Origin of the sequence: Sphingobium naphthae, assembly GCF_043589935.1 — a bacterium.
Lineage (GTDB): Bacteria > Pseudomonadota > Alphaproteobacteria > Sphingomonadales > Sphingomonadaceae > Sphingobium > Sphingobium naphthae_A.
Map to the genome: position 1 here is coordinate 187,248 of NZ_CP171455.1, position 25,142 is coordinate 212,389.

Annotated in this window: 19 protein-coding genes; 16 read left to right on the forward strand and 3 right to left on the reverse strand. The window is 67.3% G+C overall.

Annotated elements, in window-relative coordinates; all coding sequences use genetic code 11:
* Nucleotides 1–16 precede the first annotated feature (16 nt).
* Nucleotides 17–1,270, reverse strand: a complete 1,254-nt coding sequence (locus ACGGKE_RS15970; protein ID WP_228165339.1) for an acyl-CoA dehydrogenase family protein — start codon at nucleotides 1,268–1,270, stop codon at nucleotides 17–19.
* Between the two features lie 185 nt (nucleotides 1,271–1,455).
* On the opposite strand from ACGGKE_RS15970, the gene ACGGKE_RS15975 reads away from it, so the two are divergent.
* Together ACGGKE_RS15975 and ACGGKE_RS15980 are read left to right on the forward strand one after the other, a co-directional pair.
* Nucleotides 1,456–2,538 carry a Zn-dependent alcohol dehydrogenase gene (locus ACGGKE_RS15975; RefSeq protein WP_394442988.1) on the forward strand — a complete coding sequence of 361 codons (1,083 nt, stop codon included), beginning with the start codon at nucleotides 1,456–1,458 and terminating at the stop codon, nucleotides 2,536–2,538.
* Between the two features lie 20 nt (nucleotides 2,539–2,558).
* Entirely contained in the window at nucleotides 2,559–3,962 is a 1,404-nt protein-coding gene (locus tag ACGGKE_RS15980; protein ID WP_394442990.1) for an aldehyde dehydrogenase family protein, read from the forward strand.
* 46 nt (nucleotides 3,963–4,008) lie between these two features.
* Here ACGGKE_RS15980 and ACGGKE_RS15985 read toward each other — a convergent pair whose 3' ends face one another.
* Complete coding sequence (locus tag ACGGKE_RS15985; RefSeq protein ID WP_394442992.1) at nucleotides 4,009–4,575, reverse strand: transcriptional regulator; 567 nt, start codon at nucleotides 4,573–4,575, stop codon at nucleotides 4,009–4,011.
* Nucleotides 4,576–4,706: 131 nt separating this feature from the next.
* On the opposite strand from ACGGKE_RS15985, the gene ACGGKE_RS15990 reads away from it, so the two are divergent.
* From ACGGKE_RS15990 to ACGGKE_RS16040, 11 genes are all read left to right on the forward strand, one after another.
* Nucleotides 4,707–5,882 (forward strand): acyl-CoA dehydrogenase, encoded by a 1,176-nt coding sequence (locus ACGGKE_RS15990; RefSeq protein ID WP_394442994.1) that lies wholly within the window; start codon nucleotides 4,707–4,709, stop codon nucleotides 5,880–5,882.
* A 142-nt stretch (nucleotides 5,883–6,024) separates the two neighbouring features.
* Nucleotides 6,025–8,184 carry a catalase gene (locus ACGGKE_RS15995; protein WP_394442995.1) on the forward strand — a complete coding sequence of 720 codons (2,160 nt, stop codon included), beginning with the start codon at nucleotides 6,025–6,027 and terminating at the stop codon, nucleotides 8,182–8,184.
* 23 nt (nucleotides 8,185–8,207) lie between these two features.
* Nucleotides 8,208–8,747, forward strand: a complete 540-nt coding sequence (locus tag ACGGKE_RS16000) for a hemerythrin domain-containing protein (protein ID WP_394442998.1) — start codon at nucleotides 8,208–8,210, stop codon at nucleotides 8,745–8,747.
* 249 nt (nucleotides 8,748–8,996) lie between these two features.
* Nucleotides 8,997–11,963, forward strand: coding sequence for a TonB-dependent receptor (locus ACGGKE_RS16005; RefSeq protein WP_394443000.1), 2,967 nt, complete (start codon nucleotides 8,997–8,999; stop codon nucleotides 11,961–11,963).
* Between the two features lie 110 nt (nucleotides 11,964–12,073).
* A complete protein-coding gene (locus ACGGKE_RS16010) occupies nucleotides 12,074–12,805 on the forward strand; it encodes a SapC family protein (protein ID WP_394443002.1) in 732 nt (243 codons plus the stop codon).
* A complete protein-coding gene (locus tag ACGGKE_RS16015; protein WP_394443004.1) occupies nucleotides 12,798–13,826 on the forward strand; it encodes a cupin-like domain-containing protein in 1,029 nt (342 codons plus the stop codon). Before ACGGKE_RS16010 ends, ACGGKE_RS16015 begins: the two co-directional genes overlap by 8 nt.
* On the forward strand, nucleotides 13,823–15,322 hold the full coding sequence (locus ACGGKE_RS16020; RefSeq protein ID WP_394443006.1) for a tryptophan halogenase family protein: 1,500 nt from the start codon (nucleotides 13,823–13,825) through the stop codon (nucleotides 15,320–15,322). The genes ACGGKE_RS16015 and ACGGKE_RS16020 overlap by 4 nt, the downstream gene beginning before the upstream one ends.
* Nucleotides 15,319–16,254, forward strand: coding sequence for a family 16 glycosylhydrolase (locus ACGGKE_RS16025; protein WP_394443008.1), 936 nt, complete (start codon nucleotides 15,319–15,321; stop codon nucleotides 16,252–16,254). Before ACGGKE_RS16020 ends, ACGGKE_RS16025 begins: the two co-directional genes overlap by 4 nt.
* 7 nt (nucleotides 16,255–16,261) lie before the next feature.
* The gene (locus ACGGKE_RS16030; RefSeq protein WP_394443010.1) at nucleotides 16,262–17,332 is read left to right on the forward strand and encodes a LacI family DNA-binding transcriptional regulator; all 1,071 of its coding nucleotides are present in this window, start codon (nucleotides 16,262–16,264) and stop codon (nucleotides 17,330–17,332) included.
* On the forward strand, nucleotides 17,329–18,525 hold the full coding sequence (locus ACGGKE_RS16035; protein WP_394443012.1) for an MFS transporter: 1,197 nt from the start codon (nucleotides 17,329–17,331) through the stop codon (nucleotides 18,523–18,525). The genes ACGGKE_RS16030 and ACGGKE_RS16035 overlap by 4 nt, the downstream gene beginning before the upstream one ends.
* Before the next feature lie 75 nt (nucleotides 18,526–18,600).
* Entirely contained in the window at nucleotides 18,601–21,027 is a 2,427-nt protein-coding gene (locus tag ACGGKE_RS16040) for a glycoside hydrolase family 3 N-terminal domain-containing protein (protein ID WP_394443014.1), read from the forward strand.
* A gap of 10 nt (nucleotides 21,028–21,037) precedes the next feature.
* Here the strand turns inward: ACGGKE_RS16040 and ACGGKE_RS16045 are convergent, their stop codons facing one another.
* Nucleotides 21,038–21,922, reverse strand: a complete 885-nt coding sequence (locus tag ACGGKE_RS16045) for a LysR family transcriptional regulator (RefSeq protein ID WP_228165354.1) — start codon at nucleotides 21,920–21,922, stop codon at nucleotides 21,038–21,040.
* A 95-nt stretch (nucleotides 21,923–22,017) separates the two neighbouring features.
* On the opposite strand from ACGGKE_RS16045, the gene ACGGKE_RS16050 reads away from it, so the two are divergent.
* The 3 genes from ACGGKE_RS16050 to ACGGKE_RS16060 all read left to right on the forward strand — a co-directional run bounded on the left by ACGGKE_RS16050 (nucleotide 22,018) and on the right by ACGGKE_RS16060 (nucleotide 25,050).
* On the forward strand, nucleotides 22,018–23,517 hold the full coding sequence (locus tag ACGGKE_RS16050; RefSeq protein ID WP_394443017.1) for a CoA-acylating methylmalonate-semialdehyde dehydrogenase: 1,500 nt from the start codon (nucleotides 22,018–22,020) through the stop codon (nucleotides 23,515–23,517).
* A gap of 85 nt (nucleotides 23,518–23,602) precedes the next feature.
* Nucleotides 23,603–24,355, forward strand: coding sequence for a peroxide stress protein YaaA (gene yaaA, locus ACGGKE_RS16055; RefSeq protein WP_394443019.1), 753 nt, complete (start codon nucleotides 23,603–23,605; stop codon nucleotides 24,353–24,355).
* Nucleotides 24,352–25,050, forward strand: coding sequence for an SDR family NAD(P)-dependent oxidoreductase (locus ACGGKE_RS16060; protein ID WP_394443021.1), 699 nt, complete (start codon nucleotides 24,352–24,354; stop codon nucleotides 25,048–25,050). The genes yaaA and ACGGKE_RS16060 overlap by 4 nt, the downstream gene beginning before the upstream one ends.
* Nucleotides 25,051–25,142: the final 92 nt, after the last annotated feature.

Sequence of the window (25,142 nt, forward strand, 5' to 3'; positions counted from 1 at the left end):
CCTTGGCGGCCGCCCGTCAGGCGCGCGGCGCCGGCGCGGCATATTTGCCGAATTCGGCCCGAGCGATGGCGCGGGCATGCACCTCGTCCGGCCCATCGGCGAAGCGCAGCGTGCGCAGCCCCGCCCAGGCATGGGCCAGGAAGAAATCCTGCGACACGCCGCCGCCGCCATGCGCCTGGATGGCGTCGTCCAGTATCTGCAGCGCCATCGCCGGCGCCTGCACCTTGATCATCGCGATTTCCAGCTGCGCCGCCTTGTTGCCCGCGCGGTCCATCATGTCGGCGGCCTTCAGGCACAGCAGGCGGCTCATCTCTATGTCGATGCGCGCGCGCGCGATGCGCTGCTCCCACACGCTATGGTCGGCGATGCGCTTGCCGAAGGCGACCCGGCTGGTCAGCCTGGCGGCCATGGCGGCAAGCGCTTCCTCGGCGACGCCGATGGTCCGCATGCAATGATGGATGCGGCCCGGCCCCAGGCGCCCCTGCGCGATCTCGAAACCGCGCCCTTCCCCCAGCAGCATGTTGGCGGCGGGCACGCGCACATTGTCCAGCAGGATTTCGCCATGGCCATGGGGCGCATGGTCATAGCCATAGACGGTCAGCATCCGCTCGATCCGCACGCCCGGTGCATCCATCGGCATCAGGATCATGCTCTGGCTGCCGTGGCGCGACCCGTGCGGATCGGACTTGCCCATGACGATGGCGACCTTGCAGCGCGGATCGCCCGTGCCCGACGACCACCATTTGCGGCCGTTGATCACATAGTCGTCGCCATCGCGCAGGATCGAACATTCGATGTTGGTCGCGTCGGACGACGCCACCGCCGGCTCGGTCATCAGGAAGGCGGAGCGAATCTCCCCCTGCATCAGCGGGGCGAGCCAGCGGTCCTTCTGCTCCCGCGTGCCATAGCGCAGCAGCACTTCCATATTGCCGGTGTCGGGCGCCGAGCAGTTGAAGACCTCGCTCGCCCAGTTCACCCGCCCCATTTCTTCGGCGCACAGCGCATATTCGAGGTTGGTCAGCTGCTCGCCTTCGAAGGTGAAGCTGTCGTCCACATGGCTGCGGCCCGACCGCGGCGGCATGAACAGGTTCCACAGGCCCGCGGCCCGCGCGCGCGGCTTCAATTCCTCGATCACCGGCACCGGCCGCCAGCGATCCGCGCCATGCGCCTGATCCGCATAGTCGCCGGCGCGGGGCCGTATCTCCGATTCGATGAAATCGCGGACGCGGTCGCGAAAATGGCGCTGCCGTTCGCTCAGTTCGAAATCCACCGGGCACCTTCTCCATCATCTTCTGGGCGCGACGGATCGCGCATCGCCATTGATGCGCAGGATCGGCGGCACTTGCAAGCCAAAAACATACGCACATTTCGAATTTAATTTTCTGCGGCTTGCTTTTTGATGTTGGAAAGCGTGCCGATTTTAGTAATCTGCCGCCATAGCGATAGGAGAGAGACGTGAAGGCCGCCATCTTGCGTTCCGTGGGAAGCCCGCTGTCGATCGAGGACGTGGCCATTTCCAAACCCGGCCCGCGCGAAGTGCTGATCCGCACCGCGGCCACCGGCGTCTGCCATTCCGATCTGCATTTCTACGAAGGCAGCTATCCCACGCGCCTGCCCACCATCCTCGGCCATGAAAGCGCGGGCGTCGTCGAAGCGGTCGGCAGCGAAGTGCGCTCGGTTCAGCCGGGCGACCATGTCGTCACGTGCCTCTCCGCCTTTTGCGGCCATTGCGACCATTGCGTGTCGGGGCATATCAGCCGCTGCGTCAGCCCGGAGACGCAGCGCGCCAAGACGGACGAGCCGCGCCTGGGCGACTCGGCCGCGCCCATGACGCAGTTCCTGCATCTCTCCGCCTTCGCCGAACAGATGCTGATCCACGAAAATGCCTGCGTACGCATCCGGCCGGACATGCCGCTCGACCGCGCCGCGCTGCTGGGCTGCGCCGTCATCACTGGCTATGGCGCGATCACCTACACCGCGCAGGTCCGCCCCGGCGAAACCGTCGCGGTGATCGGCTGCGGCGGCATCGGCCTGTGCGCCATCAACGCGGCCGCGCTGGCGGGCGCCGGCCGGATCATCGCCATCGACCGGATCGCAGAGAAGGAGGATCTGGCGCGGCGCTTCGGCGCGACCGACTTCATCGACGCCTCCGATGGCCAGGCGGTCGCGCGGATCATCGAAATGACGCGCGGCGGGGTGGATCATGCGATTGAGGCGATCGGCCTGGCGAAGACCGCCGAAGACGCCTTCACCATGCTGCGGCGGGGCGGCACCGCCACCATCGTCGGCATGATCCCGGTCGGGCAGAAGGTCAGCCTCAACGGCTATGAATTTCTCGCCGAAAAATCGCTCAAGGGCTCCAACATGGGGTCGAACCGCTTCCCGGTCGACATTCCCCGCCTGGTCGACTTCTACATGGCCGGCAGGCTGCGGCTGGACGAGCTGATTTCCCGCCGCATCGGCCTTCACCAGATCGAGGAGGCGTTCGCCGAGATGAAGTGTGGAAATATCGCCCGCTCGGTCATCACCTTCGCCTGATCCTGCTACCGGAGCTTCCCATGTCTGACCCCAAATTGCTGATCAACGGCGCGCTGCGCGACGGCGTGCGCACCATGGATGTCATCAACCCCGCGACCGGCGACGCCTTCGCCGCCTGCCCGCTGGCGGACGAAGCCCTGCTGGACGAAGCGGTCGCCGCCGCCCGGGCCGCCTTCCCGGCCTGGTCCGCTCGTCCGATCGACGAACGCGCTGCCCTGGTCACCGCGCTGGCCGACGCCCTGCAGGCGCGCGCCGGCGAATTCAGCCAGCTGCTGACCCGCGAACAGGGCAAGCCGCTCGACCAGGCCGGCATGGAAGTGATGGGCGCGGCCTTCACCCTGCGCGCCTTTGCCGCGATGCGCCTGGAGCCCGTGCTGCTCAAGGACGATGAAAAGGGCAAGATTGTCGAACTGCGCAAGCCGCTGGGCGTGGTGGGCGCGATCACGCCGTGGAATTTCCCGCTGATGCTGCTCATGAACAAGCTGGGCCCGGCGCTCATGGCGGGCAATACGGTCGTGGCGAAGCCGGCGCCCACCACCCCGCTCACCAGCCTGCTGTTCGGCGCCCTGTGCGCCGACATATTGCCGCCCGGGGTCGTCAACATCCTGTGCGACGACAATGATCTCGGCCCGGCAATGACCAGCCATCCCGATATCGCGAAGATTTCCTTCACCGGATCGACTGAGACGGGGAAGAAGGTGATGCAGGCGGCCGCCGCGACGCTCAAGCGCGTGACGCTGGAGCTGGGCGGCAATGACGCGGCGATCGTCCTGGACGATGCCGACCCGGTCGACACCGCGCGGCGCATTTTCCATGGCGCGATGGCCAATGCCGGCCAGGTCTGCGTCGCGATCAAGCGCGCCTATGTGCCCGAAGCCATGTACGAGATTTTCTGCGACGAACTGGCCAAGCTGGCGCGCGCGGCGATCGTGGACGATGGCGCGCGTCAGGGCGCGCAGATCGGCCCGATCCAGAATCGCGCCCAGTTCGACAAGCTCAAGGCGTTGCTCAAAAGCTGCGCCGAGGAAGGACAAGTCGTGGCCGGCGGCGATGTGATCGACCGGCCCGGCTATTTCCTGTCGCCGACCATCGTGCGCGACGTCGACGACGATGCGGCGATCGTGCGCGAGGAACAGTTCGGCCCCGTCCTCCCCGTGCTCAAATATCGCGATCTGGACGATGTCATCGCGCGCGCCAACGCCAGCGACTATGGATTGGGCGGTTCGATCTGGAGCGCGGACGAAGAGCGCGCGACGGCCGCCGCGGCGCGGATCCAGAGCGGCACTGTCTGGGTGAACCAGCATCTCGCGCTCAATCCCACCATCCCGTTTCGCGGCGCAAAATCCTCGGGCATCGGCGCCGAACTCGGGGCGGACGGGCTCAAGGAATATACCCAGGCCTCGATCATCAATATCAAGCGGTGAGCGCCGCCGGCGCAGCGCGCCATGCTATCAGCCTCAGCCGCACCTGCTATCGGTAGGCCAGCGCCGTCCTCTCGGCCAGGTGGCGGGCGGCATCGCCTACCTTCAGCCAGCGTGCCCGCTCCTCCTGCGCATCGGCAAGGGCGCGGTGCGCGGGCGGCTGCCCCGCCACGCGGATCTCGGTCAGCACCGGCATCTCCGACACCGTCTGCGCCAGCGTGTCGGCGGGCACCACCGGCGCCAGGATTTGCTCTGCGCAGGCGCGCATCGCCTCGTCGCTGTCGCGCAGCCGCAGACTGTGGCGCGGCAGCCCCGCCGCCCGCAGCAGCGCGCTCAGCCATTTGCCGTCCCAGGACGGCGCGCTCGCCAGCAGGTCATGGCCCTCCAGCGCCTCGACCATGCGCTGCGCGACCCCATCATGGGGCGTGCCCTCGCGCAGCAGCAGGTCGCGCGGAATATGGTGGACCGCCTCGGCCTGGGCGTCCCAGTCGGTCCACTCGGGCGCCGGGCGTATCAGATGCGCTTCGCTGCGTCCATCCTCGAACACCCAGCCCACCTCGATCGGATAGCTCCGCTTGCCGAGCGAGGAGGCTTCGAAATCGAGAAAGACCAGCATGGCGGACAGAACGTCCCAGCCGGCATTTGGCTTCCTTCGCCCCGCGGCCATCCCGCGCCGCTGCCGATCCGCGATCGCCGCCATTGTCGCGCGGACGCAAATAATCCATCCCTGCGCCAAGGAGACGATGCATGACTCATTTCGCCTGGGACGACCCGTTCGACCTCGACAGCCAGCTGAGCGAGGAGGAGCGGATGATCCGTGATTCCGCCCGTGCCTTCGCGCAGAGCCAATTGCAGCCCCGGGTGATCGAGGCCTTTCGCGAGGAGCGCGACGCGCCCGACCTGTTTCCCGCCATGGGCCGCGCCGGGCTGCTCGGCGTCACCCTGCCCGCAACCCATGGCGGCGCTGGCGCCAGCTATGTGGCTTATGGCCTGATCGCGCGGGAAATCGAGCGCGTCGATTCCGGCTATCGCTCCATGGCGTCGGTTCAGTCCAGCCTCGTCATTCATCCGATCCACGCCTATGGCTCGCCCGCGCAGAAGGGCCGCTATCTGCCCGGCCTCACCGCCGGCACGCTGATCGGCTGCTTCGGCCTCACCGAAGCGGACGCCGGCTCCGACCCGTCGGGCATGCGCACGGTCGCGCGGCGCGATGGCGATGGCTATATAGTGAGCGGCTCCAAGACCTGGATCAGCAACGCGCCCTTCGCCGACATCTTCATCATCTGGGCCAAATCTGAAGAGCATGGCGGCAAGATACGCGGCTTTGTGCTGGAACGGGGGGCTGAGGGCCTCTCGACTCCCCGGATCGAGGGCAAGCTGTCGCTGCGCGCATCCACCACGGGCATGATCCTGATGGACGATGTCCGGGTGAGGGCCGATGCCCTGCTGCCGGGCGCGGAGGGGTTGAAGGGGCCATTTGGCTGCCTCAACCGGGCGCGCTACGGCATCGCCTGGGGCGCGATGGGCGCGGCGGAATTCTGCCTCCATGCCGCTCGCCAATATGGCCTGGATCGCCGTCAGTTCGGCCGTCCGCTCGCCGCCACCCAGCTCTATCAGAAGAAGCTCGCCGACATGATGTGCGACATCGCCTTTGGCCTGCAGGGCGCGCTGCGCGTCGGGCGGCTGCTGGACGAAGGCCGCTTCCACCCTGACATGGTGTCCATGATCAAGCGCAACAATGTCGGCAAGGCGCTCGACATTGCCCGGCTCGCCCGCGACATGCATGGTGGCAACGGCATATCCGAGGACTACCAGGTGATGCGCCACATGATGAACCTGGAAACGGTCAACACCTATGAAGGCGCGCATGACGTCCACGCGCTGATCCTGGGCCGCGCCATCACCGGCATCGCCGCCTTCTGATCGGCCGGCGCCGCCGCGTTCGTCGCGCGTCGCCAACAATCTTGCTGATTTCCATCAGTCCGGGCGTTTTTGTCGGAAACCTCGACCGCGTCCGGTGGTTCGTGGCCCCGTAGTCGATCCAAATGGACAGGAGACAGGGTATATGGCCACGCACACAGGCAGCAACGCATCCCCGACCGGCGCCAACGGGAAGGATGCCAAGCCAGAACTGTCGGACAGCTTCCAGGAAAACCAGGGCAAGGGCGGCGAAACGCACCAGGTTGCGCAGGAAGACGGCGCCGTCCTCACCACCTCGCAGGGCGTGCCGGTCGCCGATGACCAGAACAGCCTGAAGCAGGGCGCGCGCGGCCCGACACTGCTGGAGGATTTCCATTTCCGCGAGAAGATCTTCCATTTCGATCATGAGCGCATTCCCGAGCGCGTCGTCCATGCCCGCGGCTATGGCGCCCATGGCTATTTCGAACTGACCGAAAGCCTTGCCGACATCACCCGCGCCGACATCTTCCAGCGCGTGGGCGAAAAGACCGAAGCCTTCGTGCGCTTCTCGACCGTCGCCGGGTCGAAGGGCTCGTCCGACGTGGCGCGCGACGTGCGCGGCTTCGCCGTCAAGCTCTACACCAAGGAAGGCAATTGGGACCTGGTCGGCAACAATATCCCGGTCTTCTTCATTCAGGACGCGATCAAGTTCCCCGACCTCATCCACGCCGCCAAGCCCGAGCCCGATCGCGGCTTCCCCCAGGCGCAGACCGCGCATGACAATTTCTGGGACTTCATCAGCCTCAGTCCCGAAAGCATGCACATGGTGATGTGGATCATGTCCGACCGGACGATCCCGCGCTCCTTCCGCATGATGGAGGGTTTTGGCGTCCACACTTTCCGCCTGGTCGACGCCGAAGGCAAATCCTCCTTCGTCAAATTCCATTGGAAGCCCAAGCTCGGCCTCCAGTCGGTGGTCTGGAACGAAGCGGTCAAGATCAACGGCGCCGATCCCGACTTCCACCGCCGCGACCTGTGGACCGCGATCGAATCCGGCGATTTCCCCGAATGGGAACTGGGCGTCCAGATCTTCGATCAGGAATTCGCCGACTCCTTCGACTTCGACGTGCTCGACGCGACCAAGATCATTCCGGAGGAGCTGGTGCCGGTGCGGATCGTCGGCCGCCTGGTGCTCGACCGGCTGGTCGACAATTTCTTCGCCACCACCGAACAGGTCGCCTTCTGCACGCAGAATATCGTGCCGGGCATCGACTTCACCAACGACCCGCTGCTCCAGGGCCGCAATTTCTCCTATCTCGACACGCAGTTGAAGCGCTTGGGCTCGCCCAACTTCACTCATCTGCCGGTCAATGCGCCGCGCTGCCCCTTCGCCCATTTCCAGCAGGACGGGCATATGGCGATGCACAACCCGGCCGGCCGCGCCAATTACGAACCCAATAGCTGGGGCCCCGCGCAAGGCGGCCCCCGTGAGGATCCGGTGCGCGGCTTCAAGAGCGTGATGACTCCGCCCGACGGCGACAAGCTGCGCATCCGCCCGGAAAGCTTCGCCGACCATTATAGCCAGGCGCGGCAATTCTACATCAGCCAGACCCCGATCGAGCAGAAGCATATCGGCGACGCGCTGGTGTTCGAACTGTCCAAGGTCGAACGGCCCGACATTCGCTCGCGCATGGTCTCGCACCTCATCCACATCGATGCCGATCTGGCGGACACGGTGGCGAAGGGCCTCGGCCTGCCGCTGCCCGAACCCGCCAAGGCTGCAGTCGCGCCCAGGACCGACCTGCCGCCGTCCGACGCGCTCAGCATCCTCAAGAACGGCCCGCAAAGCTTCGCCGGTCGCAAGCTGGGGCTGCTGGTCAGCGACGGCGCCGACGCGACCCTGGTCAAGGCGCTGATGAGCGCGGTCGAGGATGCCGGCGCCATGTGCGAAGTGGTCGCGCCCAAGATCGGCGGCGCGACGCTCAGCGACGGGACGATGCTGCCCGCCCAGCAGAAGATCGATGGCGGGCCGTCCGTCCTTTATGACGCGGTCGCGGTGATCCTGTCCGACGAAGGCGCCGCCATGCTGGCCAAGGACGCGCCGTCGAAGGATTTCGTCGCCGACGCCTTTGCCCATTGCAAGTTCCTGGGCCTCTCGCCTCAGGCCGAACCGCTGCTGGTCAAGGCTGGCATCGCCGAGGATCTGGACGATGGCTGCCTGGGGCTGGAGAGCGCGGACGATGCCAAGGCCTTCGTCGCGGCGCTGGCGCCGCTGCGCTTCTGGGACCGCGAAAGCCGCGTCGATCTCGACGCGATGAACGCCTGATCCGTCAACCGAGGAGGAACATCATGTCCATCATCGACAAGGTCGTTGCGGCGGTGACGCCGCCCGAAAGCGAGGAAGCCCGCGCCAAGGCGCGCGCCAAGGCCGAAGCCGCCGCCCGCCCGGGCGACTGGCTCTCGCAGATCCTCGATCATCATCGCCAGATCGAGGCGCTGTTCGCGGCGGTCAAATCCGCCACCACGGCGGAAGCGCGGCGCGAGGCGCAAAAGCGCCTCGCCGTCATCCTCACCGGCCATTCGGTGGCGGAGGAAGCGGCCATCTACCCCGCGCTCGCCGCCGACAAGCAGGTCGGCCATGCCGAACTCGCCTATCAGGAACAATCCGCCGCCAAGATGGAGATGGGCCTGCTGGAGCGGCTCGACCCGATGAGCCAGGATTATCTCGACAAGCTCGAACATATTCGCGGCGCCGTCGCGCATCATGTCTATTCCGAGGAAGGCACCTGGTTCCTGGAACTGGCCAAGGATGCGGGTCCCGAGGAACAGGCGATGATCACGCAGCGCTACAAGGAGGAATTCGAGCGCTACGCCATGGCCCCCGCCTGACGAAAGGCACGCGACCGTCTGTTTCCGACAGGGTCCCGCAGCACTGAAGACCGCAGGGCGGACTGGCAATGTCGGTCCGCCCTGCTTTTATGACGCGGCTGCCGCACGCTGCCGTCGATCCATCCCTATTTTGCGCGCTGGCGCCGGTGTGAAACCGCTCGCGCCTCTTGACCAAGTGAACGTTATCAAATAGGTGAACGTTCACAACAAACGCACCAGATGCCGATTCGCGGCACGGGGAGGGGATATATGCGCATTTCCAAGGCTTATCGGCTGTCGTCTCTCGTCTGCGGCGCTTCGGCGCTCGCGCTGGCCTGCGGCAGTCACGCGGCACTGGCGCAGGACGCCGCCGCCGATGAACAGGCGGCCGACATCGTCGTCACCGGCATCCGCGCCAGCCTTACCGCCGCGCGCGACATCAAGCGCGACGCGCAGGGCGTGGTCGACGCCATCTCGGCCGAGGATATCGGCAAATTCCCCGACACCAATCTCGCGGAATCGCTCCAGCGCATCACCGGCGTGTCGATCGACCGCTCCAACGGCGAAGGCTCGACCGTCACCGTCCGCGGCTTCGGCCCCGAATTCAACCTGGTGCTGCTGAACGGCCGCCAGATGCCGACCTCCAGCCTGGGCGACGGCGCCAGCGCGCCCGCGACTCGTTCCTTCGATTTCGCCAATCTGGCGTCCGAAGGTGTCGCCGGGGTGGAAGTCTACAAGTCCGGCCGCGCCACGCTGCCCAGCGGCGGCATCGGCTCCACCATCAACATCAAGACGCCCCGTCCGCTCGACCGACCGGGGCTGCGCGGCAGCTTCGCGGTGAAGGGCGTCTATGACAGCTCGCGCAACAACAGCGATCCGATCACGCCCGAACTGTCCGGCATCATTTCCGACACCTTTGCCGACGGCCTGTTCGGCATCGCCATCACCGGGTCGTGGCAGAAGCGCAAGGCCAGCGTGAACCAGGCCAATGTCGGCTGGCGCGACGGCTATCTGGGATCGGAAAATAATTGGGGCTCGCTGCCGCAGCCCGACGATCCACGCGCCGCCAATATCGAAAACCGGCCCGGCCCCAATGATGTCTATCAGGTGCAGCAGAACGCCAGCTACGACCTCAACGACATCAATCGCGAGCGCCTGAACGGCCAGGTCGTGCTCCAGGTCCGCCCCGCGGAAAACCTCACCGCGACGATCGACTATACCTATTCGCGCAACACCGTTCAGGTGCGCAATTCCAACGTCGGCATCTGGTTCAACTTCAACGACGTGTTGAGCAGCTGGACCGACGGCCCCGTCGCCGGCCCCAACTTCTACACCGAACGCTTCGGCGTCAATGAAGGCAAGGACCTGTCCTATTCGGGCTCGTTGACCGAAAATCGCTCGGAAAACAAGTCGCTGGGCGGCAACATCGCCTGGGACGGCCCGGGCGGCCTGCGGCTGGAGCTGGACGCACATCATTCGACCGCGGAGTCCGGCGCGAACAATCCCTACGGCACCAGCACCTCGGTCGGCACCGCCATCTTCGGCGTCGCCAGCCAGACGGTGGATTATACCAACGACCTGCCGGTCATCTCGGTCGACATGCATGACGGCATCGACCCACTCGACGCAGGTAATATCCAGGCGACAGGCAACGCTTTCCGCAACGCCTATTTCAAGGATCGCATCAACGAAGCCCAGCTGCGCGGCAGCTATGACTTCGACAATTCCATCCTCGACAGCCTTGACTTTGGCGTTACCTATATCGAAAACAAGGTGCGCTCGGCCTATGGCTATATCCAGAACGACACCTGGAGCGGCTCCACCACCAAGGACCAGATGCCCGACGACCTCTTCACGCTCGTCAGCCTCCCCGACAAGTTCAAGGGCCTGTCGGGCGCCGGCGATCCGGCGATGATCCAGCAATTCTACACCTTCAATTTCGAAAAGATGGTGGCGTTTCTCGATGATCTGAACGGCATCTGCGGCGGCGATGGCGACTGCCTCTCCAGCTTCACCGTCGACCGCCGCATCCGCGAACGCACCATCGCGCCCTATATCCAGGGCAATTTCGAATTGGACGTCGCCAACCGCCCGGCCCATTTCCGCGCCGGCCTGCGCTATGAAAAGACCAAGATCAAATCATCGGCGCTGGTGCCGATCCCGACCGCGACCCAGTGGGTGTCGATCAACGAATTCAACCTGGTCTTCGGCGGCGAAAGCGACTTCACCACCTTCCGCGGCGACTATGACAATTGGCTGCCGGCCTTCGACGTCGATTTCGAGCCGATCGACAATGTGAAGCTGCGCGCCAGCTACAGCCACACCATCACGCGGCCCGACTATGCCTCGATGCAGGGCGGGCAGACGCTCGACCAGCTGTTCCGCATCGGCGGCGGCACCGGATCGCGCGGCAATCCGGGCCTGCTGCCCTACAAGTCGAAGAATATCGACCTGTCGGCCGAATGGTATTACGCCCCGGCCAGCTACCTGTCGGTCGGCTTCTTCGACAAGCGGGTGCGCAACTTCATCTCCAGCACGCGGGTCGATACCGAAGCCTTCGGCCTCACCAATCCGGCGGACGGCCCGCGCTACCAGGCGGCGGTCGCGGCCCTGGGCGCCAATGCCAGCACCACCGACATCCGCAACTATATCTTCGCCAATTATCCCGCCTCGGTCGAAATCGACAGTTTCGATCCGGTGACGGGCAATTATACCGGCCGGATCCTCGGCCTGCCGGAGGATAATCCCGTCAATTTCCAGGTGACGACGCCGATCAACTCCGACCAGTCGGCGCATCTCTATGGCTTCGAATTCGCGATCCAGCATAATTTCTGGGAAACCGGCTTCGGCACCATCCTCAACTATACCATCGTCCGCGGCGACGCGACCTATGACAACAGCCAGCCGTCGAGCGTCGCCCAGTTCGCGCTCACCGGCCTGTCGGACAGCGCCAACGCCGTCCTCTTCTACGACAAGAACGGCATCCAGGCGCGCGTCGCCTATAATTGGCGCGACGAATTCCTGTCGGGCACCGGGCCCAACCCCTTCTATGTCGAAGCCTATGGCCAGGTCGATGCCAGCGCCAGCTGGGAGTTCCGGAAGGGCTACACCGCCTTCGTCGAGGCGATCAACCTCACCGGCACCAGCCGCCGCGGCCATTTGCGCAGCGACCAGAATGTCACCTTCGCCTCGCCCGGCTATGCCCGTTACGGGGCCGGCATCCGCGTCAATTTCTGACGCGGCTTGATCGTCCTTCCCGGGGGTGGGACAAGGCCGTGCCCGGCGCAAGCCAGGGCGCGGCCTTGCCACAGGGGCACAGGGCCAAGGAGTGGAGCGTCCCTTTCTTCATGAGCCAGCATCAGCTTCTCGATTCCCTCAACCATCGCGACCTGTGGGTGCGGACCGACAGCGCGGCCGAGCTGGGCGACGGCGTCATGGCCTGCCTGCTGATGCCGGCCGAATTCCGCCAGGCGCAGGCCCATTTCCCCATCCTCTTCCGCCGCGATCAGGCCAGCGGCGCGTTCAGCGCGATCGCCCTGTTCGGCTTCGACAATGGCGAAAATCTGTTCCTGGAGGGCGGCCATTGGGATGCTGGCTACAAGCCCTTGGCGCAGGCGGTCCAGCCCTTCCTCATCGGCCGCAGCGCCGACGGCCAGCCGGGCGGCCAGGTGCATGTCGATCTCGACAGCCCCCGCATCCTGCGCGGCGGCCCGGAAAATACGGATGGCGAAGCGCTGTTCGACGCGGCGGGCAAGCCCAGCCCCTATCTCGACCTCATCGCGCAGCGGCTGGGCGATCTCGACGCCGCCTATCGCGCCAGCGCCGATTTCTTCGCCGCGCTGGTCCGGCACGATCTGCTCGAACCCTTCACCATCGACGTGCCGCTGATCGACGGGTCGAACAACAGCCTCGTCGGCTTCCATATCGTCAATGAAGATCGGCTGCAGGCGCTGGATGCCGACGCGCTTGCCGACCTGCATGGCGCCGGCCATCTGATGCCACTGTTCATGGCGGTGGCTTCGGTCGCGCAATTCAGCGAGCTGGTCGCGCGCAAGAACCGCAGGATCGCCGGTGGCTGACGGCGCGCTCCCGGCGCTGCCCCCGGTGCGGGAGCTGGCGGTGGCGGACGCAGCGGCGCTCGACGCGCTGCTCGCGGGCGAGGAAACGCCCTTCATCCTGCGCGGCTTGGTCAGCGACTGGCCACTGGTGCGGGCGGCGCGGCAGGGCGACCGCGCGGTCCGGGCCTATCTCGCCGATCGCGCGCGCGCCCTGGACTTCACCGTGTCCATGGCCGGCCCCGACATTGGCGGTCGCCTCTTCTACGACGAGGCCATGGGCGTCAATTTCCGCATGGGCAAGGGCCGCCTGCCCGACATCTTCGCCGGCTTCGACAAGGCCGACGGCCTGCCCGCCGATCAGGTGCCGACCGTCTATCTGGGCTCGGTCGACGTCCATCAGTTTTTCGACGGCGTCGCGCAGGACAATGGCCTGGACCTCGGCGCGCGCCAGCCCCTGCTCTCGCTCTGGATCGGCAATGCGACGCGGATCGCGGCGCATAACGACTTTCCCGACAATCTCGCCTGTGTGGTGGCGGGGCGGCGGCGCTTCACCCTGTTCCCGCCCGACCAGTTCGCCAATCTCTATCTTGGCCCCATAGACATCACGCCGGCCGGCCGGCCCATCTCCATGGTCGATGGCGCCGCGCCCGATTTCGCCGCCCATCCCGCCTTTCGCGAAGCGCTCGCCCATGCGCAGGTCGCCGACCTGGAGCCGGGCGACGCGCTCTTCATCCCCTCGCTCTGGTATCATCAGGTCGAAGGACTGGCGCGCTTCAACATCCTGATGAACTATTGGTGGCGCGACACGCCGCGCTATCTGGGCCAGCCCAACAACGCCCTCCACCATGCGATCATGGCGATCCGCGACCTGCCCGACCATGAGCGCGCGGTCTGGCGCGCCATATTCGACCATTATGTCTTTTCGGGCGGCGCGGACGCGCGCGCCCATGTGCCTGCCCATGGCCAGGGCGTGCTCGCGCCGCTCGACGCGCAATCGGCCGCGCGCATGCACCAGTTTCTGCTGAGGAGCCTGTCGCAATGAAACAGCCTTCCCTCCCTCGCCGCATCGTCGTCGCCGGGGGCGGCACCGCCGGCTGGATGACCGCCGCCGCGCTGGCGCGGACGCTTGGCCCCGTGGCGCAGGTGACGCTGGTCGAAAGCGAACAGATCGGCACGATCGGCGTGGGCGAAAGCACCATCCCGCCGCTCGTCGCCTATAACCGCATCCTCGGCATCGACGAAGCCGACTTCATGCGCGCGACCCAGGCGACCTTCAAGCTGGGCATCAATTTCGAACATTGGCGCGTGCCGGGCGAAAGCTATTTCCACAGCTTCGGCGGCACCGGCAAGGATCATTGGTCGGCGGGCTTCCAGCATTTCTGGATGCATGGCCAGGCGCAGGGCCATGACGCGCCCTATGGCGACTATTGCCTGGAGCTGCAGGCGGCGCAGGCCGGCCGCTTCTCCCATTTGCCCGACCGGATGAATTACGCCTATCAGCTCGATTCCGGCCTCTACGCCAAATTTCTGCGCGCCATGGCGGAAGGCGACGGCACCACCCGGATCGAGGGGCGGATCGTCGCGGTCGACCTGTACGGGACGAGCGGCGACATCGCCGCCCTGCGGCTCGACGGCGACCGACGGATCGAGGGCGACCTGTTCATCGACTGCACCGGCTTTCGCGCGCTGCTGATCGAAGGTGCGCTGCATGCAGGCTATGACGACTGGACGCACTGGCTGCCCTGCGACGGCGCGGTCGCGGTCCAGACCGCCAGCGAGCGCCCGCCCGTCCCCTATACCCGCGCGATCGCGCATGACGCCGGCTGGCAGTGGCGCATCCCGCTCCAGCACCGGCAGGGCAACGGCATCGTCTATTGCAGCGCCTTCATGACGCCCGACGCCGCGCTCCAGATGCTGCTGGACAGCGTCGAGGGCGAAACGCTGGTGCAGCCCAATCCCATCCGCTTCCGCACCGGTGCGCGGCGGCGGCAATGGCATCGCAACTGCGTCGCCGTCGGCCTGTCGGGCGGCTTCATGGAGCCGCTCGAATCCACCTCCATCCACCTCATCCAGCGCGCCGTGCTGCGCATCCTGCGCATGCTGCCCGCCGGCGCGATCAGCCCGCGCGACATCGCCGAGTTCAACGACCAGCAAATGGCGGACATGGAGCAGATCCGCGACTTCCTGATCCTCCATTACAAGGCGACCGACCGGCGCGATACGCCTTTCTGGCGCCATTGCGCCTCCATGTCCGTGCCCGACAGCCTCACGCACCGCATCGAACTGTTCCGCGAAACCGGCCGCATTTTCCGCAAGAATGAGGAATTGTTCGCCGAAAACAGCTGGGTGCAGGTGATGATGGGACAGGGCGTGACGCCGCAAAGCTATCACCCCGTCGCCGCCAAGCTCCGCCCGCAGGAACTGGAGCATCTGCTCGCCACCCTGCGCGAACAGGTGTCCCGCACGGTCGCCGCCCTGCCCGACCATGGAGCCTATATCGCGCGTTATTGCGGCGCGCAGGACGTGGCGGCGGCATGAACATGCGCCCGCTCCTCCTCGCCGCCGCGCTCCTCGCCGCGCCCGCATCCGCCGCCGAGGCGCCCGGCAGCGATCCCGGCTGGTCTCTGGTCTGGTCCGACGAATTTGACGGCGCCTCGCTGGACGCGAGCAAATGGACGCTCGCCGACAATTGCTGGGGCGGCGGCAATGAAGAGCGGCAATGCTACACCCCCACGCCCGCCAATCACCACGTCGCCGGCGGCCTGCTCTCGATCATCGCCCGCCGCCAGAGCCATAGCGGCCCCGCATTCCCGCCCGACCAGCGCAACACGCCGGAAAAGCGCCAGGCGAGCCGCACGAAGCCCTTCACCTCCGCCCGTTTGTCGACCGACGGCAAGGCCAGCTGGCGCTATGGCAAGGTGCAGGTGCGCGCGAAGCTGCCGCAGGGACAGGGAACATGGCCCGCCATCTGGATGCTGCCCGAAGGCTGGGACTATGGCGCCTGGGCCGCCTCGGGCGAAATCGACATCATGGAAGCGGTCAATCTCGGCACGCCGTGCCCCGACTGCGCGGGCGGGGTCGAAAACCGCGTGCTCGGCACCATCCATTTCGGCGGGCAGCCGCCGCGCAACCGCTATATCGGCGATGAAACCGCCCTGCCCGGATCGCGCGAGGCATTCCATGTCTATGAACTGGAATGGGACGCGCAGGGCATGGTCTGGCGCGTCGATGGCGTCGCATTCGCGCGCCGCGCGCCGCATGAATGGCACAGCCTGGGCTCGGATGCGCCGGGCGCGCCGTTCGACCGTCCCTTCCACCTGATCCTCAACCTTGCCATTGGCGGTCACTTGCCCGAAGGACGCAATGACAAGGGCGTCGACGACAGCGGCTTCCCGAAAATGATGCAGGTCGACTGGGTGCGCGTCTGGCAAAAGGACGCGGCGCCCGCGGCCGAAAGCGGGGGACGGTAAACAGTCTATGGCGCGGCGGCGGCTGGCGGTCACGATCAAGCATGTTGCGGCGGACGCGGGCGTCTCGCTGCAGACGGTGAGCCGCGTCATCAACAATGAACCCAATGTCCGCCCGGAAATGCGCGAGCGGGTGCAGGCGTCGATCGACCGGCTGGGCTATGTCCCCTCGATCGCGGCCCAGCGGATGAGCGGGTCCAAATCCTATCTCATCCTCGCGCTCAACGACCGCGAACGCACCATCGCCGACTGGCGCGCGCGGCAGGGCACCGACTGGGTCGACCAGATGCTGCTGGGCGGCATGCTGGAATGCGCTGAACATGGCTATCGCCTGATCTTCGAACTGGTCGACACGCATGAGGATCATCTGGAGCGCGAACTGGGCGCTGCGCTCGCCGCGCTTCAGCCCGATGGCGCGATCCTCACCCCGCCGCACAGCGACAATCAGGAAATCCTGCGCATCCTCACCCGCCACCATGTGCCCTATGCCCGGATCGGCGCGCTGGGGGATGAGGATGGCGGTTCGCCCGCAGGCGTGCGCGTGTCGATGGACGATGAAGGCGGGGCGCGGCTGGCCACCCGGCATCTCATAGATCTCGGCCATCGCCGCATCGGCTTCATATCGGGACCGGCCGAATATCGGCTGGCGGGCTGGCGCGTCGATGGCTGGCGCGCGGAAATGGCGGCGGCGGGCCTGGACGGCGACGCATGGCTGGAGGCGGGCGACTTCAGCTATGCCTCGGGCGCGCGCGCCGCGCGCGCCCTGCTCGCTCGCGCCGCGCCGCCCAGCGCCATCATCGCCAGCAACGACCAGATGGCCCTCGCCACGATCGAGGCGGCGCGCGCCGCCGGGCTCGACATCCCCCGCGACCTGTCCATCGTCAGTTTCGACAACACGCCGCTGGTGCGCTTCACCACCCCGCCGCTAACCGCCGTGGACCAGCCGATCGCTGAAACCACCGCCACCGCCGTGCGGCTGCTGATCGAGGCGCAGCGCGAAGGCGCAACGCCGCCGCCCGCCACCCTGCTGCCCATGACGCTGGTGACGCGCGGCTCCACCGCCCCGCCGCCCGCCGCATGATCGACCGAACGGGACCGGACCGGGACCGCCGCTTCCTGCTGCTCTATGCGCTCGCCTGGGCCGGCGGGACGATCGCCTACACGCCCTTCCTCACCATCCTGCTGCCGGTCCGGATCGAACTGGTGGGCGGCGGCGAGAACGTCCAGTGGCTCGCCGTCACCACCTTTTGCGGCGCGATCATGGCCAGCGCCGCCAATATCCTCTTCGGCTGGCTCAGCGATCGCAGCGGCACGCGCCGTCCCTGGGTGCTGGCGGGGCTGCTGCTGTCGGGCGGGCTGCTGATGCTGGTGCCCCGCGCGCACAGCTTGGCCGCGCTCACCGCGCTGATCCTCGCCTGGCAGGGCGCGCTCAACATGATGCTGGGACCGCTCGCCGCCTGGGCGGCCGATGTCGTGCCCGACCGGCACAAGGGGCTGCTGGGCGGCCTGCTCGCCTTTGCGCCGGCGTCCGGCGCGCTGACCGGCGCGCTCGTGACCATTCCCGGCCTAGCCGGCCCGACGCTGCGCCTTGGCCTGGTCGCCGCGATCACCACCGCCTGCGTGCTGCCGATCATCCTCTTCGGCCGCACGGGCCGGGTCGAGGATGAACCCCCGCCCGAGCAGGCGACCCCGGTGCCGCTGCTCCGCGCCATGGCCACGCGCATGTGGTTCGCGCGCCTGATGATCCAGGTGTCGGAGGCCGCGCTCTTCGCCTATCTCTACGTCTGGCTGCGCGGCGTCGATAACGGCTTCGGCGACGCGACCATCGCCCGATTGCTGGCGGTCGTGCTGCTGCTCGCCGCGCCGGCGGCGCTGGCGGCGGGCTATGCGGCCGACCGTCGGAGCCGTCCGGTCAGCCCGCTGCGGATCGCCGCCGTCGTCGCCGCCATCGGCCTTTTCGCCATGGCGCTTGCGGACGACGGGGTGGAGGCTACCATCGGCTTCCTGATCTTCGGCCTCGCCACCAACATCTTCCTTGCCCTGCACAGCGCGCAGACGCTGCGCGTGCTGCCTGACAGCCGCTCGCGCGGCCGCGACCTTGGCCTCTTCAACCTCACCAACACCGTGCCCTCGCTGGTGATGCCCTCGCTCACCATCGGCCTCGTGCCGCTGCTCGGCTTCCCTGCTTTGTTCGCGGTGATGGCGCTGTTGTCGCTGGGCGCGGCGGCGCTGCTGCGCGGACTGGCGCTGGGCGAGCGACGCGCCGGCCGCTGAGGCCAGACTTGATTTCTCCTGCCGGACATGACAGGACCTTTGATGAGAACGTTCACAATAATCTTGTCAGGAAGGATGCCCATGCGCCACGCCGCCATGTTCCTCACCAGCGCGCTGGCGCTTGCCAGCGCCGCGCCCGCGCAACAGGCGCCGACCGTAGCGCCTGCCGCCCGCGCCCATCCCGCCGCCTGGCCCGCAGCCCGCAGCCCCGCCGCCATCACCGACGCCGCGACCGAACAGGCGATCACCGCCCTGCTCGCCCGCATGACCGTCGAACAGAAGGTCGGCCAGGTAGTGCAGGGCGACATCAGTTCCGTGACCCCCGCCGACCTCGCCCGTTATCCGCTCGGCTCCATCCTCGCGGGCGGCAATAGCGGCCCCTATGGCGACGAGCGCGCGGATGCGGCCACCTGGGCGAAGCTCGTGCAGGACTATCGCGCCGCCTCGCTCAAGGCGGGGGCGGGCGTTCCCATCCTTTTCGGCGTTGACGCCGTGCACGGGCACAGCAATGTGCCGGGCGCCACCATCTTTCCGCACAATATCGGCCTTGGCGCGGCTCATGATCCCGACCTCATCCGCCGCATCGGCGGGGCGACGGCGGCGGAAATCGCCGGATCGGGCATCGAATGGACCTTCGCCCCGACGCTCGCCGTGCCGCAGGACCTGCGCTGGGGCCGCAGCTATGAAGGCTATGCCGCCGATCCCGCGCTGGTGAAATCCTATTCCGCCGCAATGGTCGAAGGGCTGCAGGGCCGCCTGCAAGCCGGCAAGCCGCTCGGCCCCCTCCATGTCGCCGCCTCCGCCAAGCATTTCCTCGCCGACGGCGGCACCAGCAACGGCAAGGATCAGGGCGACGCGCAGATTTCCGAGGCCGAACTGGTCCGCACCCATGCGCAGGGCTATCCCGCCGCGATCGACGCCGGCGCGCTCACCGTCATGGCCAGCTTCTCCAGTTGGAACGGCGTCAAGAATCACGGCAATCCGACGCTGCTGACCGATGTGCTCAAGGGGCGCATGGGCTTTGAAGGCCTGGTGGTGGGCGATTGGAACGGCCATGGGCAAGTGCCCGGCTGCACCGTCACCGACTGCGCCGCCGCGCTCAATGCCGGGCTCGACCTCTATATGGCGCCCGACAGCTGGAAGGGGCTGTTCGACAGCCTGGTCCGCGATGTCCGCGCCGGCAAGATCAGCGGGCAGCGGCTCGACGACGCGGTGCGCCGCAACCTGCGCGTCAAATATAAGCTCGGCCTGATGGGCCCGTCTCCGGTGGAGCGCGGCGACCCGGACAGGCTGGGCGCGCCCGATCATCTCGCCATCGCCCGCGAAGCGGTCGCCAAATCGCTCGTGCTGCTCAAGAATGAAGGGTCGGTCCTGCCGATCAAGCCGGGCGCCAGGGTGCTGGTCGCTGGCCCGGGCGCCGACAATATGGCGATGCAGGCGGGCGGCTGGACCGTCACCTGGCAGGGGACCGACACGACCGCCGCTGATTTCCCGCGCGGCCAGACCATCGGCCGCGCGATCGCGGACGCCGTCACCGCTGCGGGCGGCACCGCCCGGATCGACCCCACCGGCGCCGTCGAGCAAAAGCCCGATGTCGCCATCATCCTCTTTGGCGAACAACCCTATGCCGAATTTCAGGGGGACGCCGAAAATCTCCTGTTCCGCGACAGCGCGGACGCGGTTGCGCTGCTCAAAAGGCTGAAAGGCCAGGGCATTCCGACGGTCGCGGTCTTCCTTTCGGGCAGGCCGCTCTTCACCGGCCCCGAATTGAACGCCGCCGCCGCCTTCGTCGCGGCCTGGCTGCCGGGGTCGCAGGGGCAGGGCGTCGCCGATGTGCTGGTCGCCGGCAAGGACGGGAAAAGCCTGCGCGACTTCACCGGCCGCCTGCCCTTCGCCTGGCCCGCCGACGCGCGCTCGCCGGTCACCGCCCCGCTCTTCCCGACGGGCTATGGCCTCGATTACGCCCATCCCCGTGCCCAGGGGCCGGTCAATGAGGATCCCCGCGTCGAAAAAGGCCCCGCCGCCAGCGACAGCCAGTTTCTGCGCACCGGCAAGGTGGTCGATCCCTGGCGGCTCGGCATCGACAGCAGCGTATCCGCGCGCGCGATCGACGTCGCCGCGCAGGAGGATGCGCGCCAGTTCGTCTGGACCGCCCCCGGCGCGATCGCGATCGACGGCCCCCCGGTCGACATGCGCCGCCAGCTGAACGGCGCCTTCGCGCTGCGCATCGACTGGCGCGTCGACGCGGCGAAGAGCACGCCGGTGGTCCTCAGCTTCGGCGGCGCTCGGCTCGACATCAGCGGCAAGATCGCGGAACTGCCAGTGGGCGCCCCCTCGACCCTGCGCGTCCCGCTGCGCTGCTTCGCCGATGCGGGCGCCGATGTCACCGCCGTCGGCACGCCGCTGCGCCTCTCGGCCGGCGCGGGCCTGTCGGTGAGCATCCGCAACATCCTGACCGAAGGCGTCGGCGAAACCCCCAGCTGCCCGCCCCCGGCGAAATAGGAGACCGCGGCTAGAGTCGCTCGCGCATGGCGTGGGCGACCGTCTCCAGCCAGTCGACGACCGCGCGCACGCGCGGCAGCCGCTGCAGGTCGGCATGCATGACCAGCCAGTAGCTGCGCCACACTTCCGCCTCGCCCGGCATCAGCCGGACGAGCCGGTCGTCGGCATCCGCCGCGAACAAGTGCAGCACGCCCAGCCCCAGCCCGGCGGCGACCGCCGCCTGCTGCGCCGCGCTGGAGCTGGCGCGGAAGACGATGTTCGCGCCTGACACGATCTGGTCGAGCGCCATCATCTCGGGAAAGCCCGCTAGCTCCTCGATATAGGACACGAAGACATGCCGGCCGAGCGCGGCCCGGCTCTCGGGCAGGCCATGGCGCGCCGCATAGTCGCGCGCGGCATAGAGCCCCAGCCGATAATCGGTCAGCTTGCGCGCCACCAGCCGGCCGCGCGGCGGCGGTTTCAGCATCACCGCAATGTCCGCCTCCCGCTTGGACAGACTCGCCGCCCGGCTTTCCGACGCCAGTTCCAGCGTCAGCCGGGGGTGCGCCTGGCGCAGCGCGTCGATATGCGGCGCGGCGAAATGCGCAGCAAAGGCTTCGGGCGTCGCCAACCGCACCACCCCCTCGACATCGCGGTCCCGCCCCGCGACGCTCGCCGCCGCCGCCAGCAATTCGCTTTCCACGCGCTCGGCATGGGGCGCCAGCGCAAAGGCGGCGGGCGTGGGGGTGACGCCGCGCGGCGACCGGTCGAACAGCCGCGCCGCCAGCGCCGCTTCCAGCGCGCTGATCCGCCGCGCCACGGTGCTGTGGTCGATCCCCGCCCGCCGCGCCGCCGCCAGCATGTTGCCCTCGCGCATCACCGCCAGGAACAGGCGCAGGTCATCCGAATTCAGCATGGGCATTTCCGCACAACCAATGTGTCGCCCTGGCTGTATCACCGCCAAACAGAAATGCCTATGCTGCCCCGACAAGCAAGGAGAGGAATTCGCCCATGCGCTCCATCACTCATTTCATCCATGGCGCCGCCCAGTCGCGCGATGGCGGCCGCAGCGCCGATGTTCTCGATCCCTCCACCGGCGCCGTCCAGGCGCAGGTGCTGCTGGGCGACGCCGCTCTGCTGGAGGACGCCGTCGCGTCCGCGCGCCAGGCGCAGCCCGCATGGGCGGCCTTCAACCCGCAGCGCCGCGCTCGCGTCATGTTCCGCTTCAAGGAACTGATCGAAGCCAATATGGACGACCTCGCGGCGCTGCTCTCGTCCGAACATGGCAAGGTGATCGCCGACGCGAAGGGCGATGTGCAGCGCGGGCTGGAAGTCGTCGAATTCGCCTGCGGCATCCCCCATCTGCTCAAGGGCGACTATACTGGGGGCGCAGGCCCCGGCATCGACGTCTATTCGCTGCGCCAGCCGCTCGGCATCGTCGCGGGCATCACGCCGTTCAACTTCCCCGCGATGATCCCGCTGTGGATGGGCGCCGTCGCGATCGCCTGCGGCAACGCCTTCATCCTCGAGCCCTCGGAACGCGATCCCTCGGCTCCCGTGCGCCTCGCCGAACTGGCGCTGGAGGCGGGCCTGCCCGAAGGCATTTTCAACGTCGTCCATGGCGACAAGGAAATGGTCGACGCGATCCTCGACCATCCCGACATCAAGGCGGTCAGCTTCGTCGGCTCGTCCGACATCGCCAACTATGTCTATGCCCGCGCCGCGCAGAACGGCAAGCGCGCCCAGTGCATGGGCGGCGCGAAGAATCACGGCATCATCCTGCCCGACGCGGACATGGACCAGGCGGTGGCCGACATTGTGGGCGCGGCTTATGGCTCGGCCGGCGAGCGCTGCATGGCGCTGCCCGTGGTGACGCCGGTCGGCGAAGCAACCGCGCAGGCTTTCCGCGAAAAGCTGGTCGCCGCCATCGAAACGCTGCGCCCCGGCATTCCCAGCGACCCGCAGGCCCAATATGGCCCGCTCGTCACTGGCCAGCACAAGGCGCGCGTCGAAAGCTATATCCAGATGGCGGCCGATGAAGGCGCGGAAATCGTCGTCGACGGGCGCGGCTTCTCGCTCCAGGGCTATGAGGAAGGCTTCTATCTCGCGCCGACGCTGATCGACCGGGTCACGCCGCAGATGAAAAGCTATCAGGACGAAATCTTCGGCCCCGTGCTCCAGATCCTGCGCGCCGAAAGCTTCGAGGAAGCGCTCAGCTATCCCTCGCAGCATCAATATGGCAATGGCGTCGCCATCTTCACCCGCAATGGCGACTATGCCCGCCGCTTCGCCGCCGATGTCGAAGTCGGCATGGTCGGCATCAACGTGCCGATCCCGGTGCCGGTCGCCTATCACAGCTTCGGCGGCTGGAAGCGGTCGGGCTTCGGCGACCTCGATCAATATGGCGAGGATGGCGTGCGCTTCTACACCCGCACCAAGAAGATCACGCAGCGCTGGCCCTCGGGCGGCGTCGTGGTCGACCAGAGCTTCGTCATCCCGACGATGAAATGAGGACCGTGCGAAGGGCGCGCGCCAATCGGCCGCGCGCCCTTCGATCCGTTTGACGCGGCACGCGGCCCGGCTTAACCCGCCCGCCATGATCGCTCTTCTCTCGCCCGCCAAGACGCTCGATTTCGAGCGCACCCTGCCCCCGCTTGACCCGACCACGCCGCATTTCGCGGACGAAGCGCAGAGCCTCGCCCGCTCGGCCGCGCGGCTCAGCCAGAAGCGGCTTGCCGAACTGATGCATATTTCGCCCAAGCTCGCCAAGCTCAATGCCGACCGCTTCGCCGGCTTCCCCGACCTGCCGCAGCGCCCCGCGCTCTTCGCCTTCGCCGGCGACGTCTACACCGGCTTTGAAGTCGACACGCTAGAGGACGCCGGCGTCGCCTTCGCCCAGGATCATGTCCGCATCCTCTCGGGCCTCTATGGCCTGCTGCGCCCGCTCGACGCCATCCGCCCCTATCGCCTAGAAATGGGCACGCGCTGGGCGCCCCGGCACAAGGCGCTGACCGACTGGTGGGGCGACCGGATCGCCGCCTATCTGCGCGACGAACTGGCGGCCGAAGGCTCGAACGCCATCCTCAACCTCGCCAGCCAGGAATATTTCGCCGCGGTGAAGGGCCGGCTGGACGGCGTGCGCATCATCGACGTCGATTTCCGCGAGCCCGGTCCCGACGGCCCCCGCTTCGTGAGCTTCCATGCCAAGAAGGCGCGCGGCATGATGGCGCGCTGGATGTGCGAACATCATGTCACCGACATCGACGCCATGCGCGGCTTCGACAGCGACGGCTATCGCTTCGACGCGGCGGAAAGCGACGCCGACATGTGGCGCTTCACCCGCGCATGAGCGGCGCGGCCGTCATCATCGGCGCGTCGGGCGGCATCGGCAGCGCGTTCCGGACGCTGCTGGAGGAGGAAGGCGCCTTCGCGCCCGTGCACGGCTTTGCCCGATCCTTCAGCGGCGCGAACCATATCGACCTGCTGGACGAAACCAGCATCGCCGCCGCCGCCGCTCATGTCGCGCGCGGCCCCGCGCCCGCTCTCGTCCTCGTCGCGACGGGCCTGCTGCACGACGGCGATCGCGGCCCGGAAAAGGCGCTGCGCGACATCGATCCCGACTGGCTGGCGCGCAGCTATGCCGTCAACGCAATCGGCCCGCTGCTCGTCGCCAAACATTTCCTGCCGCTGATGCCGCGCACCGGCCGCGCCGTCTTCGCCGCCCTGTCGGCGCGGGTCGGGTCGATCAGCGACAATCGCCTGGGCGGCTGGCACGGCTATCGCGCGTCCAAGGCCGCGCTCAACATGCTGGTGCGCACGCTCGCCATCGAGGAAAAGCGCCGCAACGACCGGTCGATCCTCGTCACCCTCCACCCCGGCACGGTCGACACTGCCCTCTCCCGCCCGTTCCAGGCCAATGTCCCCGACGGCCGCCTGTTCGACCCCGAACGCGCAGCAATGCAGTTGCTCGACGTGATCGAAGCGCTCAAACCTACCGACAGCGGCAAGCTGCTCGACTATCAGGGCGAGGAAATCCCCTTCTGACGGCATCGCCGCCGCTGGACGCACCGTCCAACGCGCGATAGGGCATGGAACCAGCATCGCCGCTGTTCATTGGGCGAGCGATCGGCCTTTCG